We start from the raw sequence: 17,894 nt of genomic DNA, 5'->3' as shown, positions 1-17,894 counted from the left end.
CGGTAGTTCCGGCGGTTGCAAGTGTGGAGAGCAGACGTGAACAATCTCGCCGTACCCAGCCCGCATGGCACTGTGCCTGCCAATTACAGCGATTATCCCGGCGCAATCTACGCCCCGAGCGGAGCCGACGGCAGCGAGCAGGTTGGCCTACGTGACCTGGTCAGGGTCATCTTGCGCCACAAGTTTATCATCCTGTCGCTGATTGCAGCGGTGACGCTGGGCACGCTGGTCTGGCAGGTGACATCGCCCAACCTCTATCGCTCGAGCGTGAACGTGCAGGTCGAGCTGATCGACGACCTCGGTACGAACCAGGCCGATGTTCTTGCGCGCAATGTGCAGCGTATCGCCAACGAGGTGAAGCTCTATCGCTCGCGCAGTTCGGCAGAGCGGGTGGTCAGCGATCTCGACCTCACCAGCGACCCGGCCTTCATCCGCGAAATGGGTGGCGAGGTGCTGGCCGACGATCGCACGCGAATCAACGCGGCCACCTCGCAACTGCTCGAAATGACCCGCGTCCAGGCGGAGGACGGGTCCGACCTTATCGATCTCACTGTCACCTCGCGTTCGCCCCGGCTTTCGGCGGAGATCGCCAATGCGTTTCCTGAGGCGGTCAGCCAGATGAAGGCGCGCAAGAACGAACGTCGCCGCGAAGCCCTGATCGACGAGCTTGAAGCCGAACGGTCCGACCGGATGGATGCAGCCCGCCAGAGCGCGGAAGATCTCGCCGAATTCCGAGTGAACAACCGCATGCTGGTAGGTTCCGGCGGGGCAGAGGATCTGGCGCAGCTCAACCGCATCTTCACCGAGGCTGCTTCTGCCAGCGCACTGGGCGCCGGATCGGCCGCGCAAAGCGCCGGCATGGCCCGCGCCGCTTCCATGCGCTCGACTGCCGATGCCACCAGTGCCGCGGTCCAGAACTTGCAGCGGCAGGAAGCCGAGCTGTCCGCCAATGTCGCGCGGCTTAGCCAAACCTACGGCCCCGGCTATCCCGAGCTGGCAAGGGTGCAGAGCGAATTGTCAAGCGTGCAGTCCGCCTTGGCGCGCGAACAACGCCAGGCCCGCGCCGCGGCGCAGCAGGTCGCTGCCGCGGAGAGCGCGCGCGTGCGCGAGACCGCGCGCGCACAGGCATCGGGCGATGCGGCCCGCGCGGGACAGCTGCAGGCAGTGGTTTCGCGCCTGAGCGCAGACGCATATCGCAACGTGCAGAACTCGCCCCTGCTCAGCCAGCTCGAGAACGAAGCGGTGGCTGCGGCAGCCGCCGTGGCGGAAATCAGCGAACGGATCACCCGCGTGCGCTCGGAAAAGATGGTTCAGGGCGTCAGCTCCAGCATCATCTCGCCCGCCGTCGAGAATCGCGAACCGGTTTCCCCGTCGCCGCTAAAGTTCACTCTGATAGCGCTCATCGGCTCTGGTATTCTCGGTGTTTTCCTCGCCTTCACGATCGAAATGCTGGACGATCGGTTGCGGACCGTGCGCCAGATCAGCAAGTATTTCGGCCTGCCGACGCTGGGCATGCTGCCGATGCTGGAAAACGGAATCAGCGACAAGCTGCGCGAAAGCCCGGTGTTTGCCGAACCGCAGTCGCTCTTCGCCGAAGTCGCGCGGTCGATCTATTCCGAAACCCGTGCGCTGCGTCCGGGTTCTGCGTCTCAGAGCATCCTCATCACCTCACCCCTGCCGGGCGATGGCAAGTCGGTGGTCGCCTTGACGCTCGCCGCAGCGGCGGTGGCGATGGGCAAGCGGGCCGTCGTGCTCGACCTCGACCTGCGGCGTTCGGGCATTCTCCAGCGGATCCAGCAGGATATCAACGCGCCCGAACTGATGGACCTCGTACATGGCGAGGTCGATGTGAAGTCGATCTCCGGACCGACCCCTGCGACCCGCGAGTTCGACGATGAAAGCGATGTCGGCGAGTTCGGCAAAAGCGGGAGCCGCGACATTGTCGATCAGACGGAAGCAGACGAGCGGCTCAATCGTTTTGCCCTGATCAGTGCCTCTCAGCCTGTCGAGGAGCCGTCGGCCGTGCTCGGTTCCTCACGCTTTCAAAGACTGGTCAACGAGCTTAAGGATCGCTACGATCTGGTCGTCGTAAACGCTCCGGCAACGCTGGCCGTCCGCGATGCGCGTTCGATGTGCGATTATACCGACGATACGCTGGTGGTCGCGCGCTGGGGGCACACGACCATCGACCAGATGCGAGCCACGCTGGAACTGCTCGGCTCGGGACGGATTGCCGGCTGTGTCTTCGACCAGGTGGATTATGCCGAACACGCCCGCCGTCGCTACGGAGACTCGGTCCAGTTCTACCAAGAATCCGCATCCTATTTCAGCGGCGAGCATCCTCTGCGCCCGAGCTGGAAGACGCGTCTGGCCCGCGCCTTCGGCCTGCAGCGTGGCTATGGCCGGTATGCAACCTAGGGTTTGGGGGACACGACTATGCGCATAGCCGTCATCAGCGATGTCCATTCCGTCGCAGACACATTCCGCAGCGCGCTGGAAGATGCCCGCCGCACCGGCTTCGACCAGATGGTCATTCTGGGCGATCTGTTTACCTACGGCGTCGATCCGGTCGAATGTGCCGATCTCGCCATCGAGGCAGTGGAGCGCGATGATGCGCTGCTGATCGCGGGCAATCACGACAAGCTTTATCTGGACCTCGAAGGCAGCTGTTCGGCCTATTACGATCGCCTGCCCGAATGGATCATGGAGTCCGCGCAGTGGACGTGGTCGCAACTTGGTGAGAAATGGCCGCGGCGGCTGGAGACGATCCAGGAGTGGGCGTGGGACGGGCTGCTACTCGCCCATGCCAATCCCTTCGGTTTCGGCAACTGGACGTATCTTTCGTCCCCCGAGTTGCTGGCCGAGGCGGCGCGGGTGCTGCGCGAGCGCGGCTTTCGCGCAGGGATTTTCGGACATCTCCATCGCGAGGCGACCTATAGCGACGACCTCGGCACGTTGGTGCATATCGTCGATTCCACCGGCCAGCCGCGCCGCAAAGGGTTTCAGCGCACCTCGTGGACTCTGGTCGAGGTGAGCGAGGCGCAAATCGAAATCGAAAGCCGTTCCATCCCGTTCGATCGCGAACGCTTGCGAGAACAGATCCGGATGGTGCCGAACCTCTCGCAAGAGACCAAAACCAAGCTCTGCGGCTTTTATCTATGACCAAAATCCTCGTGACTGGCGCCGGGGCTGTCCTCGGTCAGGGCATCCTGAAATCGCTCGCCCAGGCGGGCGATCGTTACAGCGTGCATTCCTTCGATCCCAATCCGCTGTCGGTCGGCCTGCACTGGACGAACCATGCCGGACTGCTGCCGATGGCGAATGACGAAAGCTATGCCACACGCGTCGAACAGGCGCTCGACCAGGTCAGACCGGCCGCGGTCCTGGTGGGAACCGACGTCGAACTCGGCATATTCGCCGAACGCCGGGACGAGTGGGAGACGCGTTACAATACGCATATTCTCGTCAGTTCCCCCGACGTCATCGAGATCGCCGATGACAAGTTCCGGACCGGCGCATGGCTGCGCAACGAAGGGTTGCCTTATCCCGTGACTGCGCTGGCTGACGATCGCGACGGGGTGGAGAGGCTGGTCGAAAGCTGCGGCTTCCCTTTGATCTTGAAACCGCGCCGCGGCGCCCGCTCCGTGGGTGTCCATCTCGTGCACGACCGTGCGGGCCTCGAAGCGGCAATCGCGCCCGGAACCGACCAGATCGTCCAGCAATATGCCGGGCCGGAAGAAGAGGAATACACCGCTGGCGTGCTGTATTTCGACGGCGCCGTGAAAGCGCAGATCGTGCTGCGGCGCGATCTGCGTGACGGCAATACCTATCGTGCCTATTCCGGCGACTTCCCAGATTGCGAAGATTACGTGCGCCGTGTGGGTGAGGCCCTGAAACCCTATGGCCCCGCCAATTTCCAGTTTCGCCGCCATGCGAGTGGCGAATTCAAGCTGTTCGAGATCAATGCGCGCTTTTCGGGCACTACGCCCATGCGTGCCCTGCTCGGCTTCAACGAGGTCGACATGGCCCTGTGCCACTTGCTCGATGGACAGCCGGTCGAGCAGCCCGAGGTCGCCGATGGCATTGTCCTGCGCTATCTCGAAGAGCAGTTGGTGACGAACGACGCTGTCGAGCGGCTGCGGGCGACCGGCTGATGCGCATCGCGGTCACTGGAGCAACGGGCACGGTCGGACGGACCTTCATCGCGGCGGCGATGGCAGAGGGGCACGACGTGCTCGCGATGGCCCGCAACCCGGATGCCGTCGAGGGCCAGGTGGCCTGCGCGCCCTTTGACCTCCTGCAAGAGCCGTGCTGCGATCCCCATATCCTGCGGGGGGTCGGAACGGTCGTCCATCTGGCGGCTGCCATCATCATGGACCCGCTAGACCGCGCGGAGGCGGACCGTTTGTGGCAAATCAATGTGCTGGGCTCCGGCGCGCTCGTGACGGCTATGGCGGAGGCCGGCGTTCCGCATATAGTCATGGCATCGACTGCCAATCTCTACGACCCGCTCGCTGGGACGGCGGACGAGCGAAGCCCGATTCGCGCCGATCGCCGATCGCTCTACCTCGGATCGAAAGCCGCTCAGGAGTTCCATGCGGCCGAATGCTGCCGCGCCGCCGGCATCGCGCTTGGGACAATGCGCATTTCGAGTGTCGTCCAGACCGGCGACGATATCATCGCCCGTATCGCGGGCAGAATCGCGCGGGGGGAGGATGCGGGCATTGCGAACCCCTCCTACGGCGCGGACTTCGTCGCGCTCGACGATGTCGCCTCCGGCTTGCTGCTCGCATGCGAGAGGCGCCTGACCGGAATATTCAACCTGTCGTCCGGGAGCCGCTTCACGCTGGGCGAGGTGGAGGCGACCATCAGGCGTCAGCTATTGGCCGACGTGCGCAACTGCGCCGCCGATCCCGGACCGGGAGGCGATGACGGCTACGCCGCAGCCGATTGCGCGAAACTGGCTGCCCATGGCTATGAACCGATGGCCATCGAGCGGATCGTTGAGCGCACTCTTCGCGAGGCCAATCCCAGCTTTCATGCGATCGAGGCCTGACCGTGCGGGTGGGACGCCTGGCGGCCGCGGTTGCCCTGCTGGCGCTTTCGCCGGTGTTGGCCGCGCTCGCTGGTCTGATCCTGGTCGGTCAGGGCCGTCCGATCCTGTTCAGGCAAGCACGGGCGGGGCGCCATGGCGTGCTATTCACGCTCGTGAAATTCAGATCGATGCGCGAAATGCGCGATGCGGGCGGGCGGCTTTTGCCCGATGCCGAACGGACGACAGCCGTCGGGGCCTTCCTGCGCCGGTCCCGTCTCGACGAATTGCCGGGCCTGTGGAACGTGGCCCGAGGCGACATGGCCTGGATCGGCCCCCGCCCGCTTCTGCCCGAAACCATCTGCGACCTTGGCGAGCGGGGGCGCGAGCGCTCGAAGGTCCGGCCCGGTCTGACCGGCTATTCGCAGATCAGCGGCAACACGCTGCTCGATCTCGATGACAAGATCGCGCTCGATCTGTGGTACGTAAAGAACCGCTCGGTCTGGCTGGACGTCGAAATATTGCTGCGCACGATTGGCGTGATGCTGCTGGGCGAGCGCTTGAGGCATCACGCGAAAGGCGTGATCGCCAAAGGCAGGCCTTCATCGCTGAAACGGACGGACAGCTAGACCTTGTAGCCGCAATTCACCTGCGGAATGCTCCCGTTCGCCGCGCCGACCCGGTTGATGAGATTACCCTGGCGATCCTGGTCGCCGGCAAGCTCGTTCAGGAATTCCTCCAGATTGGTATAGCCATCCTTGTCGTGATCGCCGTTCGGATTGGTCAGATCGGTGGCCGCTTCCCAGGCGTCGTCCATCCCGTCCTCGTCCACATCGGCATAGGCGATGCCGTTGGCGAGGCTGGGCCAGCCGCCGACCTGCGAGGGGTTGTCGATGATGGAGCCTTTGCACGCGGCGAAATTGGCGACAGCGCGCTTGTCCGACGCATCGCGGGGGAAGGCGCCGGCATATTCCATGACATCGCGTACGGCCTGCGCGGCATCGGTAAACAATTGTACCGAAAGCGAGCCTATCACGCTGGATTTGACGTACTTCCAGTCGTTCGGGTCGAGGAACTCGCGCTGATCTTTCGACGACGAGGTTCGCCGCCCGTCGATATTGGCGTAGAGATAGAGCTCCGCTTTGCCCGGATTGGTCGAATATTTCTCGTCGTAGTCGCCCCCGTAGATCGTCGAGCCATTGATAGTGCTCGGGCCGAAGGAAACCCAGTTTCCGACGATATTCGCAAGCCGCGTCAGGCCGCTGCTCGGATCGGACTGCTTCCGGTAGTTCGAGAAATACTGGTGGGCCTTGCTGCGCATGTCGTATGAAACGGTGTTCACGATGTCGATTCGGTCGCCCGTGCCCGCATTGGGCATGCGGTCGGTGGCGTGGGCGATCAGCACATGGTGCAGCGAAATACGGCTCCCTTCGACGAAAACACCCTTGGAATGCTCGCCCTGTTTGTGCGTCGACTTGCTCAGGCCTTCGTAAGCGAGCGACCACTGCAGGGTTACGTCTTCGGCAGCCTTCGTGGAATTGAAGATTTCGTCGGTCGCCCAAGACATCGACACGTGGTCGATAATCGTCCGTTTGGCCTTTCCGTCCACGGTTATCGCATCGGTTGTGTCCTGCTTTGTGCCAGACGTCGGTCCGGGGCGGATGCGGATGTGCCGGATGATGATATCCGGCGCGTTCAGATAGATCGGCGAGCCGGTCAGATTGTTAGGCGCATTACGCAGGGCTATCCCGCCGTCCGGCGCGGTTTGCCCGGCTACGGTTAATTGTCCCGACGTGACCTTGATCTGCGAAAGCAACTCGATGGTACCGCCGACGCGGAAGATGCAGATTCGCGCGCCGCTTGCCTCCATGCACTTGCGCAACGAACCCATGCCCGAATCGTTGAGGTTGACGACGTGGAACACCTTTCCGCCGCGCCCGCCGACCGAACGGGCGCCGAAACCTTCGGCCGTCGGAAAGGCGCGCTGCTGGCCTCCCGGCAACTTCGCAGGGTCATAGTGCGAAGATGTAGGCGTTGGTGTGGGGGTGGGCGTGGCCGTTGGCGAGGGCGTCGGGGTCGGACTCGGGCTGGCAACGCCGACTAACGGTTGGGGGGCCGCAGGCTTGTCTTCGCCGCCACACGCAGCGGCGGCTAGCGCGAGGATCGAGCACAGGCTAGCCTTCGTGCCGAAGCCGACGCGTGAAGGAACTTCGGAAAGGAACATTGTCTCGAAACCAGTCCTCATCGGTCGCGATCTGCTGATATCGCGTCATTGATGCCCCCGAACCGGGTTTCGGTTCCGAATGGTTAGCAAGCAATAAGCGCCGTGCTTCACAGCGCCAAAATGTGCCCATTTTGGGACAGTTTTATGCGAACTGTGGAAGAATGTGGCGGAAAACGTCCCGTGCAAGGGCGAGCGATGGGTGGCGTTCACTCTGAGTTAGAACTCGCCATGCTCTGCGGGCAACGATATAGCGCCGGACAGGATGCTGGTTACAGCGAAGGGGCACCCCGCAACCGATGGAAAAGAGAGGAAGCCGCCGCAAGCAGGCGGCCCGCAGCGAAACAGCTCGTCGCGCAGCCGACGACAAGCCCGCAGGCCGCTGGCTGCGCCGTATTGCCCTGTGGGGCGCCGCCTTGAGCTTGATCGCTGTCGTTTTTGTCGGCCTTGCAGTCGCCTTCGCCGTTCGGTCCATGCCGAGCTACTACCAGCTCAAGGCCACGCAGAACGCCCAGACGATCGTCGTTCGCGCGCGCGACGGCACCGAAATCGTCGAACTCGGCCCGAGCTTCGGACAATGGCTGACCCATGACCAGATCCCGCAGGTGATGAAGGATGCGATGATTTCGGTCGAGGATCGCCGCTATTATTCGCACTTCGGGATCGATCCCTATGGCCTGACCCGCGCAGTCTATGAAGGCGTCACCGGCGACGACCGGATCTCGGCGACTTCGACCATCACGCAGCAGCTGGCGCGCAACGTCTTCCTCAACAACAACCGCTCGCTCGACCGCAAGGCGCGCGAGGCAATCCTGGCGCTGGCGCTGGAATGGAAGTTCTCGAAAGAGCAGATCCTCGAGCTCTATCTGAACAAGGTCTATTTCGGCGGCGGGGCTTACGGCGTCGATAGCGCCAGCCGCAAGTTCTTCAGCCATCCGGCGACCGATCTGTCGGTTGCCGAGGCTGCGATCATCGCCGGCCTCGTGAAGGCACCGAGCCGCTATTCGCCTACGGCCGATGTCGATGCCGCAGTCGGTCGGGCCAGCGTAGTGCTGCGGCTGATGAAGGAGCAGGGGCGCATCCCGTCCGATGTCACGGTCGATCCCTCGGCGGTCAGACTCAAGGAAGAGAAGGGCCAGAATTCGGTCCGCTACTTCACCGACTGGGCGCTGCCGCAGCTCGATATGCTGCTGCCCGAAACCTTCGAGCCGATCGAGGTCTGGACTACGCTCGATGTCGGCATGCAGCGCGCGGCGACCGCAGCCATCCAGGGCAATACGCCCGGCGGCGCACAAGGTGCGCTCGTCAGCCTCGACCGCGACGGGGCGATCCTCGCGCTGGTGGGCGGCACCGATTATGTCGAGACGAGCTTCAACCGTGCCACCGATGCGCTGCGCCAGCCGGGGTCGAGCTGGAAGCTGTTCGTCTATCTCGCCGCGCTGGAAGCGGGCTACACGCCGGGCGACCGGGTGGTCGATACCCCGGTCACTATCGACGGGTGGAGCCCGCGCAATTCCAGCGGGCGCAATGTCGGCGAAATCGACCTGCGCACTGCTTTTGCGTATTCGATCAACACGGTGGCGGCACAGCTCGGCAATGAAGTCGGCTTCGGCACGGTCGCTTCGATGGCGCGGCGTTTCGGCGTGACGACGCCGATCAACACCTATCCCTCCATGGTGCTGGGATCGAACGAGGTGCGCCTGCTCGACATGACGCGCGCCTTTGCGGCGATATCGGCCGAAGGGCAGTCGGTCGAACCCTATGGCATCGTAAAGGTGACGACGGCCGAGGGCGAGTTGCTCTACCAGCACCAGAATGCGCGGCGCAGCCAGCTGGTGCCGGACTATGTCGCAGCGGGTATCACCGACTTGCTGCAGACCGCCGTCAACACCGGCACCGGCCGCGCAGCGCAGATCGGGCGACCGGTCGCGGGCAAGACCGGTACCACCAGTTCGAACAAGGACGGCTATTTCGTCGGCTTTTCCAGCGGGATCACCACCGGCGTGTGGATGGGGCGCGACGACAATGCGCGGGTGGCAGGTCTGCAGGGCGGCACCGCGCCGGCGCGCGCCTTTGCCGCCTATATGCGCTATGCCGTGAAGGACCGGCCGGTCGAAGAATTCGACACCGACCTGCAACTGCCCGAATGGCAGCTCGAGCCGGACGATGAATACATGCTCGGCGATCCGGACGACTATTACTTCATCGACGAGCAGGGCAATCTGATCGAGCCCGGCCGCGAGGATGGCGAGCGGCGCGATCCCTTCGGCGATGCCTTTCCGCAGCCCGGCGACGGCGACCGTCCGCGCCAGCCGCAGGCACCGCAGCAGCCGGGGCGCGGCGCCGATGGCGCACCGCAGGCTGTCGGCGACGATTTCCTCGACGAGGCGACCGGTGGTGCTTCGCGCGGGACCCCGCGACCTTCACCGAGCCCGACGGTAACGGTGATCCGGCCTCAATAGATAGAGCAGACAGCAAAAGGGCCTCCCGCCATTTCGGCAGGAGGCCCTTTCTATTTCCAAGCGCGAGGAAGCTTAGCGCAGCCGTACCGCGACATATTGCGGCGGACGGCCGCTGCGCTGGACACGGAGCAGCACGGCTACTCGGCCCTCGCGCTCGGCTTCGATCACGATGCCCTCGAGCTGAGAAAGCGTCGCGACCGGGCGGTAGTTGGCCGACAGGATAATATCGCGGCGCTGGAGGCCCTTGCGGGCGGCGTCGGAATTGGGGTTCACGCCGGCGACGGCGAGGCCCTGCGTATCCGCGCTCACACCCAACTGGCGAGCGATCTGCGCCGTGATCGGCAGCAGCTGGAGGCCGAGGCGTTCTTCGATCACCTCGTTCTCGCCCGGCTGCATCTCCTCTTCGTCGTCCATGTCCGGATCGAACATCTGCTGCTGGCGCAGTTCGTCTTCGCTCGGGCGCTTGCCGACGGTCACATTGATGCGGCGGCGTTCGCCATTGCGGATCAACTCGATCGGAACCGTCGTGCCCGGCGCAATATTGGCGACGAGGAAGGACAGGGTCTGCTCAGGCGTCACTTCGCGATTATTCACGCGCGTTACGATATCGCCGGCTTCAAGGCCCGCACGATCGGCAGCCTGGCCCGACTGGACCGACTGGACGATCTCGCCGCGATTGCGGTCGAGCCCGAGCGAATCGGCGACATCGTCGCTCACCGGCGCGATGTTGACGCCGAGATAGCCGCGTTCGATCTCCACCCCATCACGCAGCTTCTGGATAATCGGTGCAGCGATTTCCGCCGGAATGGCGAAGCCGATGCCGACACTGCCGCCCGAGGGCGAGAAGATGGCGTTGTTGATGCCGATGACATTGCCCTGCATGTCGAACAGCGGGCCGCCCGAATTGCCGCGATTGATGGCGGCATCGGTCTGGATATAGCGGTCGTAGGCGCCGCCGGACCCGGTGTTGCGCTGGATCGCGGACACGATCCCGCTGGTCACCGTGCCGCCGAGGCCGAAGGGATTGCCGATCGCGACCACCCAGTCGCCCGGGCGCGCCTGGCGGCTGTCGCCGAATTCGACATAGGGGAAGGCCTCGCGCCGGTTCACCTTGAGCACGGCAAGGTCGGACTGCGCATCGGTGCCGACGAGATCCGCTTCGTATTCGGTGCCGTCGGGCATGGTCACGGTGATTTCTTCTACCGTGCCGCGCCCGGTCGGGCTGACGACGTGGTTGTTGGTAACGACATAGCCGTCAGCCGAAATGACGAAGCCCGAGCCGAGCGACTGGCCTTCGCGATATTGCGGCTTGTCCGGCTGCTGCTGGCCGCGACGCCCGAACAGACCTTCGAAGGGTGTGCCGGCGAAGGGGTTGGCATTCTGCTGCACTTCGATCCGCTGGCGGGTCGAGATGTTGACCACGGCGGGCTGCAGCTGCGCGGTCAGTTCGGCGAAACTTTCGGGCGCACCGGCGCGCGGGACCACGCGGGCCATCTGCGCATCGTCGTTCTGGGCCACCTGGGCACCGGCCGGATAGCCGGTCGCCAGCGTGATCGCGGCTCCTCCGACCAACAGGGCACTCGTTACGGAATAGGCATATCGCACAGGCTTCACGTCCTTCAAATCCTCTTCACTTCTGTCGCGCGGCGCATCCGCTCGGTGAACTTACCGAGCAGCGGGCTGCGGGTTCCTGCCTGCCAGACTGCGCTGCGGCGCTGAATGCCGTTTGAACGGCGCGGGGCGTGCTCGACGAACGGTCAACGACGTCCGCGGAACTGCCGCAGATACTCATTGTCGGGCGACAGGATGATGTTGCTTTCCGCCCCGCCGTTTTCGGCGGCGAAGGTCGCGTCGTAGCTCTGCATGGCGCGGTAGAAATCGTAGAACTCCGGATCCTTGCCGAAGGCATCGGCATAGATCGAGGCGCTTTCGGCATCGGCATCGGCACGGATGATCCGCGCGTCGCGCGATCCTTGCGCGCGGATCGTGCGCGCTTCGCGTTCACGGTCGGACTCCATGCGGCGGAAAGCCGATTGCAGCGGCGCTTCGGGCAGATCGGTGCGCATGATCTTCACGTCCACCACCTCGGCACCGTACTGGCGGGCCTGCCGATCGAGATTTTCCCGAACATTTGCCAGAGCGGAACCGCGCTCTGCCGTCAGCATGGACTGGAAGGTGCGGCGGCCCAGTTCCTGACGCAAGACCGAATTGAGGATCGGCTCGAGCGCGTTGCGGACGCCGTCGGTCGTTCCTGCACGTTCGACCATGCGAACGGGATCGACGATGCGGAAGCGGGCATAGGCGTTGACCAAGAGACGCTGCTGGTCCGCACTCAGTACTTCCTCGTCGTTCATTTCGAGGTCGAGCAGACGCTTCTCGATCCGGCGCACCGAATCGACAAACGGCATGCGCAGGTAGATACCCGCATTGCTTGAGCCGTCAGGCGTATTGACGGTGCCGATGGGATTACCCGTACGGATCACGACGGCCTGCTCTTCCTCGGGCACTACATAGGCGCTGAGCATCAGGGCCACGATCAGCAGTCCGATGACGATCAGCGTGTTGCGGTGGTCTTGCACGAAAGTGCTCATCTTACTGGCCCTCCGGCGCGGTCACGGTCGTCGAGGGCCGCTGCTGTTGCTGCGACTGGTCGGCCCGGCGACGGATTTCGGGAAGCGGGAGGTACGGCGTTACATTGTCCGTTTCCACGATGGTCTTGGGCGTCTGGCTCAAGACCCGCTCCATGGTTTCGTAATAAAGCCGCTGGCGCGTCACTTCGGGCGCGAGGCGATATTCCTCGTACACCTTGTCGAAGGCTTCGGCTTCACCCTGCGCCTGGGCCAGCACCTGCTGCGCATAACCGCGGGCCTGGTTGCGGTTGGCGTCGGCATTCTGTTCGGCCACCTGCACGTCGCGGAAGGCATCGACCACCTGTGCGGGCGGGTCGGCCTTCTCGATTTCGACACCCAACACGCGGACGCCGGCGCGGTAGCCGTCGAGCGTGCGCTGCATGCGCTCGCGCACGTCCTGCTCGATGGCGGCACGGCCCTGACCGGAGAAGGTTTCGTCGAGCTCGGTCTCAGCGACCGAAGCGCGCATGGCAGCTTCGGCTGCTTCCTTCACAGTTTCCACGGGGTCGACCACGTTGAACTTGAAGGCCGCGAGATCGCTGATGTTCCAGCGCACGATATAGCTGAGATCGACGAGGTTCTGGTCGCCCGTCAGAATCAGCTTCACCTGGCTGTCGCTGCCCGGAATGCGTTCGGTTCGCACGCCCTGAACGTCTTCCACGTCCACGATTTCGATCGGGAAGGGGGCGGAGAAATTGAGGCCCGGCTCCATCGTCCGGGTAAAGTTGCCCAGCGTCTTAACGACGGCCTGCTGCTGCGGCCCGACGAGGTGCACGCTGGTCGCGATCAGGCCGAGGGCAATGATGCCGACGACTGCGATCGGGAACCAGCTCTTGCCGCCGGGGCGCTGGGGGAAGCGGAAATTCGGGCCGCCGGGGCCACCACCGCCGCTGCGGCGCGGGCCTTCGGGGCCGCGGTTCTTGAAGATGTCCTCGATATTGGGCGAGCGGCGCCCGTCATTGCCGCCGGACCCGGGCGGAAGCCACGGATTGCGCGGCCCGCGAGTCTTGTCCCCGCTCTTGCCGTCGCCATCTCCCGTTGGCTCGTTGGAGCCGCGGCCCGGACCGTTATCCTTGTCGCCCGATCCCTGGCCCCAGGGACTCTTCTTGCCCGCCATTGCCAGCCAAATCCTGTTGGTGAACCCGTCCAATGTTCTCATGCCATTCTTTATAGGTGTGGTTTGGCGGAAAAACAGGGTTGAACGGCGCTTTTTGATGATACAGCAGCGCTGCCCATGAGTTCGACCGATCCGAAAGCGCTGTTTCCCGAAGCGGTTGCAGCGCGTGTATCCTCCCTAGCCATTGCAAAAGGCCGCGCCATCGCCATTGTCGATGCCGCGGGGCTAGGCGCCGGCGAGCGCGAGGCGCTGGAAGCCGACATCCGAGAAGTGCTGGAAAAGCGGGGCGATGTGACGGAGGTCCGCGTCGCCATGACGGCGGAGCGGACCGCGCGCAAACTGATCGCAGTGGGTAGCGGCAAGGGAGGGGTCGGCAAGTCGACGCTGACCGCCAACCTTGCGATTGCGCTCGCCCGCATGGGTCGCAAGGTCGGGCTGGTCGATGCCGATATCTACGGCCCCTCGCAGCCGATGATCCTCGGCAACCAGGGCCAGAAGCCGGTGGCGCGCGAGGAAAAGCTGGAGCCTGTGCCCAGCAAATACGGCGTGCCGGTGCTGTCGATGGGGCATTTGGTCGAGCCGGGCCGCGCGATCGCCTGGCGGGGGCCGATGGCAGGCGGCGCGCTGACCCAGCTGGTCGATGCGCATTGGGGAGATACGGAGCTGCTGCTGGTCGACCTGCCGCCGGGCACGGGCGATGTGCAGCTCACCATGCTGCAAAAGTTCAAGCCTGCCGGGGCGGTACTGGTTTCGACGCCGCAGGACCTTGCGCTGATTGACGCCGCGCGCGCCGGTCAGCTGTTCGATCAGGCGGGGGTCCCGGTCATCGGCTTGGTCGAGAACATGGCGGGCTATGCCTGCCCGCATTGCGGTGAGGTTTCCGATCCCTTCGGCAAGGGCGGGGTGGAAGAGGCCGCCGGGAGGCTTGAACTGCCGTTCCTCGGCCGCATCCCGCTCGACCTCGCCATTCGCGAAGGCGGGGATAGCGGTGCGCCGCCGGCCGCGACCGACGATCCGCTGGCCCAGCCCTTCCACGACATCGCCGCGAAGCTCGACGCATGGATTGGCGCGAAAAGCTGAGCGAACTGCCCGTCACCCGGCGCCAGCTGGTGGCCGGGGCGGCAGTTGGCGGCGGTCTTGCCGTCGCCTGGTGGCTATGGCCGCGGCATTATGGCAGCCCGCTGACGCCCGGTCGGGGAGAGCGCGATTTCGGCGGCTGGCTCACCATCGGGACCGACGGTGTGGTCACAGTTGCCGTGCCGCAACTCGAAATGGGGCAGGGTGTCACCACGCTGCTGGCGCAGGTGGTCGCAATGGAATTGGGCGCGGATTGGCGACAGGTGGGCGTGGAGCCGGTGCCACCGGCCGGGCTATATGCCAACGTACCGCTTGCTGCCGAATGGGCGGAGATGTGGTCCAACCTTCCGTCGCTCGCGGATGAACCGGGCAGCCTGCTCGCCGAGAATTTCGCGCGGGGCAACCGCTTCATTGCCACCGCCGGTGGGACATCTCTGGCAGCTTTCGAGCTACCCATGCGCGAAGCGGCGGCCAGTGCGCGGGCGATGTTGGCCATGGCCGCCGCCGAGCACTGGGACGCCGAGTGGGAGGAATGCGAAGTCGAAGGCGGCCTGGTCCGCTATGGCGAGAACACCGCGAGTTTCGGCGAACTGGTGCTGGAGGCCGCCGAATTCGACCCGCCCGATCCGGCCCCCCTGCGCGTCGAGCCGGCCGCCGAAGCTCCGGCCGAGATCGATTCCGATACACCGCTCGCTTTCCCCCGGCTCGACTTGCCGGCCAAGGTCGACGGCAGCTTCCTGTTCGCCGGCGACATCCGCCTGCCGGGGCTGGTCTATGCCTCGATCCGCCATGCGCCGACCGGTTCGCAGGAGCTCAGCCGCTTCGCCGAGGGCGCTGTCGCGGGTATGCGCGGGGTGGTCGGCGTGGTGCGCTCGAAGCGCTATCTCGCAGCGGTGGGCGAAAGCTGGTGGATCGCCGAGCAGGCGCTGAAGCGGCTCGCCTCGGTCTTCAGCGGCCCGCCCCCGGTGGAGAGCGCCGGGGCGGAAGTCTTGCTGGACGAGGCTTTCGGCGACATCGAGCCGGAAGCGATAGCGAGCATCGGTGACGCGAATGGCCTGCTCGCCAAGCCGGACCTCGAAGCACGCTATTCGATCGCACCGGCCGTGCACGCCGGCATCGAGACGGCGACGGCGACGGCGCGGCTGGAGGACGGCAAGCTCGAATTGTGGATCGCCTCGCAAGCGCCCGAACTCACCCGGCGCGCTGCGGCGAAGGCGGCGGGAATCTCGGAGCGCGATGTCGTGCTCTACCCCACCGCCGCCGGGGGCAGCTTCGATGCGCGGCTCGACAAGCGCCACGCGATCGAGGTGGTCCAGATCGCAAAGGCCATCGGTCGCCCGGTCCAGCTGATGTGGCCGAGAGTCCAAGAGTTCCAGGCCGTCCCGCCGCGCACGCCGGTGGTCGCGGAACTGGCAGCGGCTTTCCAGCCCGCGACCGGCGGGCGGATTGCGGCCTGGCGCACGCAGCTCGCCATGCCCGCGACCATGCGCGAGACAGGACATCGGCTGTTCGACAATCTCGTTCCCGAAGCCGCCATGCGCGAGGCGGCAGGGAAGGCCGATCCGCTCGCCTGCCGGGGCGCGGTGCCGCCTTACGGAATCGCCAATGTCGCGGTAGAGCACCTGCCCGTCCGCATCGACCTGCCGACCGGTCCGATGCGCGGCAATTCGGCTGCCTACACGGCGTTCTTCACCGAATGCTTCATGGACGAGCTGGCCGAGAAGGCGGGGCGCGATCCGCTGCTCTATCGCATGGACATGCTCGGCCAGGCGCCGCGCATGGCAGATGTACTGCGCCGTGCGACGCAGATCGCGAATTGGGACGGTGGACGGCGCGGTACGGGGCAGGGGCTGGCGATGGTCCGCATGGACGCGATAGGAGGCGCGACGGGGCGCATCGCCTGCGTCGCGCAAGCCGCGTTAGGCGAAGGGGGTCTGCGCGTGACGCGGCTCCATGCGGCGGTCGATATCGGGCGCATCGTCAATCTCGACGTTGCCCGCCAGCAGATCGAAGGGGGCCTCCTGTTCGGCCTCTCGCTGGCGACGGGGTCGAGCGTGAGTTTCATCGAGGGCAAGCCCTCGCCTAACCGCCTCGCTGCGCTCGGCCTGCCGACGCTGGGCGATAGTCCGGAGATCGAGGTTACATTCGTGCCGAGCGATGCCGACCCCTTCGACCCGGGCGAACTCGGCACCGCCGTCGCCGCGCCCGCGATTGCCAACGCCCTCTATTCTGCTACCGGCATGCGCTTCCGCCGCCTGCCGCTCCTGTCGGAAGGCCTGTAAGGAGAGCCCGTTGACCTGGCGCGAGCAGCAATTGCCCCCCGAACACCCGCCCGTCCGCTCGGGCGGGGTGGGCGTGCTGCTGGTCAATCTCGGCACGCCCGATGCGCCCGACACCGCCTCGGTGAAGCGCTATTTGGGCGAGTTCCTGTCCGACAAGCGCGTGGTCGAAATACCCGGCATCGTCTGGCAGCCGATCCTGCGCGGGATCATCCTCAACACACGGCCGAAGAAGAGCGCTGCAGCATACCGGAAGGTGTGGACGGAGGAAGGCTCGCCGCTCGCGGTCATCACCCGCCAGCAAGCCGAGGCGATGCAAGCCCGGCTGGGCGAGGGCGTCCGCGTCGACTGGGCGATGCGCTACGGCACGCCATCGATCTCGGAGCGTCTGCAGGCGATGATGGAGGCAGGCTGCGAGCGCATCGTGCTGGCGCCGATGTATCCGCAATATAGCGGCGCGACGACCGCCACCGTGGTCGACAAGGTCGGGGAAACTCTACGCGAAATGCGCTGGCAGCCCGCCATGCGCACCATGCCGCCTTATCACGACGATCCGGTGCATATCGAAGCGCTGGCCAAGGATATTTCGCGCCAGCTCGATGCGCTCGATTTCGAGCCCGAAGTGCTCATGCTCAGCTTTCACGGGATGCCCGAACGCACCTTGCACCTCGGCGATCCGTATCATTGCCAGTGCCAGAAGACGTCGCGGCTGCTCGAACAAGCCATGGCGCGCCCGAACCTGCGCTTGGTCACCACCTTCCAGTCACGCTTCGGACCGGCCAAGTGGCTCGAACCTGCGACCGACGATACGCTCCAGAAAGAGGCCGCGGCCGGCACGAAACGCCTAGCCGTGGCGATGCCGGGCTTTTCCGCCGACTGCCTCGAAACGCTGGAGGAAATCGCGATGGAGGGGCGCGCTACCTTCATCGTAGGCGGCGGAGAGAAATTCGCTGCGCTGTCCTGCCTCAATACCTCCGACGCAGGGCTCGATATGCTGGAAACACTGCTGCGCCGCGAACTTTCCGGCTGGTGTTAGCAGACTGGAAAGATGGGTTTCGATAGGCTACTGACATCAC

General features: G+C 64.8%; 13 protein-coding genes. 9 read left to right on the top strand and 4 right to left on the bottom strand.

Translation table 11 applies throughout. From position 1 onward, the window contains the following. Positions 1 to 36 precede the first annotated feature (36 nt). The 5 genes from P8R33_RS04765 to P8R33_RS04745 are packed head-to-tail and all read left to right on the top strand — an operon-like array spanning position 37 to position 5,661. A complete protein-coding gene (locus P8R33_RS04765; protein ID WP_278327826.1) occupies positions 37 to 2,418 on the top strand; it encodes a GumC family protein in 2,382 nt (793 codons plus the stop codon). Between the two features lie 18 nt (positions 2,419 to 2,436). Beyond that, positions 2,437 to 3,162 (top strand): metallophosphoesterase family protein, encoded by a 726-nt coding sequence (locus P8R33_RS04760; RefSeq protein ID WP_278327825.1) that lies wholly within the window; start codon positions 2,437 to 2,439, stop codon positions 3,160 to 3,162. After that, positions 3,159 to 4,154 (top strand): ATP-grasp domain-containing protein, encoded by a 996-nt coding sequence (locus P8R33_RS04755; RefSeq protein WP_278327824.1) that lies wholly within the window; start codon positions 3,159 to 3,161, stop codon positions 4,152 to 4,154. Before P8R33_RS04760 ends, P8R33_RS04755 begins: the two co-directional genes overlap by 4 nt. Beyond that, the gene (locus P8R33_RS04750) at positions 4,154 to 5,056 is read left to right on the top strand and encodes an NAD-dependent epimerase/dehydratase family protein (protein WP_278327823.1); all 903 of its coding nucleotides are present in this window, start codon (positions 4,154 to 4,156) and stop codon (positions 5,054 to 5,056) included. The genes P8R33_RS04755 and P8R33_RS04750 overlap by 1 nt, the downstream gene beginning before the upstream one ends. Before the next feature lie 8 nt (positions 5,057 to 5,064). After that, on the top strand, positions 5,065 to 5,661 hold the full coding sequence (locus tag P8R33_RS04745) for a sugar transferase (protein ID WP_278327822.1): 597 nt from the start codon (positions 5,065 to 5,067) through the stop codon (positions 5,659 to 5,661). Here P8R33_RS04745 and P8R33_RS04740 read toward each other — a convergent pair. Continuing rightward, positions 5,658 to 7,256 (bottom strand): hypothetical protein, encoded by a 1,599-nt coding sequence (locus tag P8R33_RS04740; RefSeq protein WP_278327821.1) that lies wholly within the window; start codon positions 7,254 to 7,256, stop codon positions 5,658 to 5,660. The two genes, P8R33_RS04745 and P8R33_RS04740, sit on opposite strands and share 4 nt — an antisense overlap. A 296-nt stretch (positions 7,257 to 7,552) precedes the next feature. Here P8R33_RS04740 and P8R33_RS04735 point away from each other — a divergent pair, with 296 nt between their 5' ends. Beyond that, positions 7,553 to 9,715 carry a transglycosylase domain-containing protein gene (locus tag P8R33_RS04735; RefSeq protein WP_278327820.1) on the top strand — a complete coding sequence of 721 codons (2,163 nt, stop codon included), beginning with the start codon at positions 7,553 to 7,555 and terminating at the stop codon, positions 9,713 to 9,715. 72 nt (positions 9,716 to 9,787) lie between these two features. On the opposite strand, the gene P8R33_RS04730 is transcribed toward P8R33_RS04735, so the two are convergent. The 3 genes from P8R33_RS04730 to hflK all read right to left on the bottom strand — a co-directional run bounded on the left by P8R33_RS04730 (position 9,788) and on the right by hflK (position 13,504). Further along, complete coding sequence (locus tag P8R33_RS04730) at positions 9,788 to 11,320, bottom strand: Do family serine endopeptidase (protein WP_278327942.1); 1,533 nt, start codon at positions 11,318 to 11,320, stop codon at positions 9,788 to 9,790. Between the two features lie 152 nt (positions 11,321 to 11,472). Beyond that, entirely contained in the window at positions 11,473 to 12,306 is an 834-nt protein-coding gene (gene hflC / locus P8R33_RS04725; protein ID WP_278327819.1) for a protease modulator HflC, read from the bottom strand. A gap of 1 nt (position 12,307) precedes the next feature. Next, the gene (gene hflK, locus P8R33_RS04720) at positions 12,308 to 13,504 is read right to left on the bottom strand and encodes a protease modulator HflK (protein ID WP_278327818.1); all 1,197 of its coding nucleotides are present in this window, start codon (positions 13,502 to 13,504) and stop codon (positions 12,308 to 12,310) included. Positions 13,505 to 13,579: 75 nt separating this feature from the next. Between hflK and P8R33_RS04715 the strand changes: the two genes are divergently transcribed. The 3 genes from P8R33_RS04715 to hemH are packed head-to-tail and all read left to right on the top strand — an operon-like array spanning position 13,580 to position 17,854. Then, entirely contained in the window at positions 13,580 to 14,542 is a 963-nt protein-coding gene (locus tag P8R33_RS04715; RefSeq protein WP_446532492.1) for an Mrp/NBP35 family ATP-binding protein, read from the top strand. Beyond that, positions 14,521 to 16,821: a xanthine dehydrogenase family protein molybdopterin-binding subunit gene (locus P8R33_RS04710; RefSeq protein WP_278327817.1), complete on the top strand. Its 2,301-nt coding sequence runs from the start codon at positions 14,521 to 14,523 to the stop codon at positions 16,819 to 16,821. Before P8R33_RS04715 ends, P8R33_RS04710 begins: the two co-directional genes overlap by 22 nt. 10 nt (positions 16,822 to 16,831) lie before the next feature. Next, entirely contained in the window at positions 16,832 to 17,854 is a 1,023-nt protein-coding gene (gene hemH / locus P8R33_RS04705) for a ferrochelatase (protein ID WP_278327816.1), read from the top strand. Positions 17,855 to 17,894: the final 40 nt, after the last annotated feature.

It is taken from the genome of Qipengyuania flavescens, assembly GCF_029688735.1.
In the GTDB taxonomy this organism is placed as follows: Bacteria; Pseudomonadota; Alphaproteobacteria; order Sphingomonadales; family Sphingomonadaceae; genus Qipengyuania.
This window is presented reverse-complemented; position numbering and strand designations above follow the sequence as displayed.

Coding starts and splice junctions, on each gene's coding strand:
- P8R33_RS04760 (WP_278327825.1), top strand. CDS start 2,437: ATGCGCATAGCCGTCATCAGCGATGTCCATTCCGTCGCAGACACATTC.
- P8R33_RS04755 (WP_278327824.1), top strand. CDS start 3,159: ATGACCAAAATCCTCGTGACTGGCGCCGGGGCTGTCCTCGGTCAGGGC.
- P8R33_RS04750 (WP_278327823.1), top strand. CDS start 4,154: ATGCGCATCGCGGTCACTGGAGCAACGGGCACGGTCGGACGGACCTTC.
- P8R33_RS04740 (WP_278327821.1), bottom strand. CDS start 7,256: ATGTTCCTTTCCGAAGTTCCTTCACGCGTCGGCTTCGGCACGAAGGCT.
- P8R33_RS04735 (WP_278327820.1), top strand. CDS start 7,553: ATGGAAAAGAGAGGAAGCCGCCGCAAGCAGGCGGCCCGCAGCGAAACA.
- hflC (WP_278327819.1), bottom strand. CDS start 12,306: ATGAGCACTTTCGTGCAAGACCACCGCAACACGCTGATCGTCATCGGA.
- hflK (WP_278327818.1), bottom strand. CDS start 13,504: ATGAGAACATTGGACGGGTTCACCAACAGGATTTGGCTGGCAATGGCG.
- P8R33_RS04715 (WP_446532492.1), top strand. CDS start 13,580: ATGAGTTCGACCGATCCGAAAGCGCTGTTTCCCGAAGCGGTTGCAGCG.
- P8R33_RS04710 (WP_278327817.1), top strand. CDS start 14,521: ATGGATTGGCGCGAAAAGCTGAGCGAACTGCCCGTCACCCGGCGCCAG.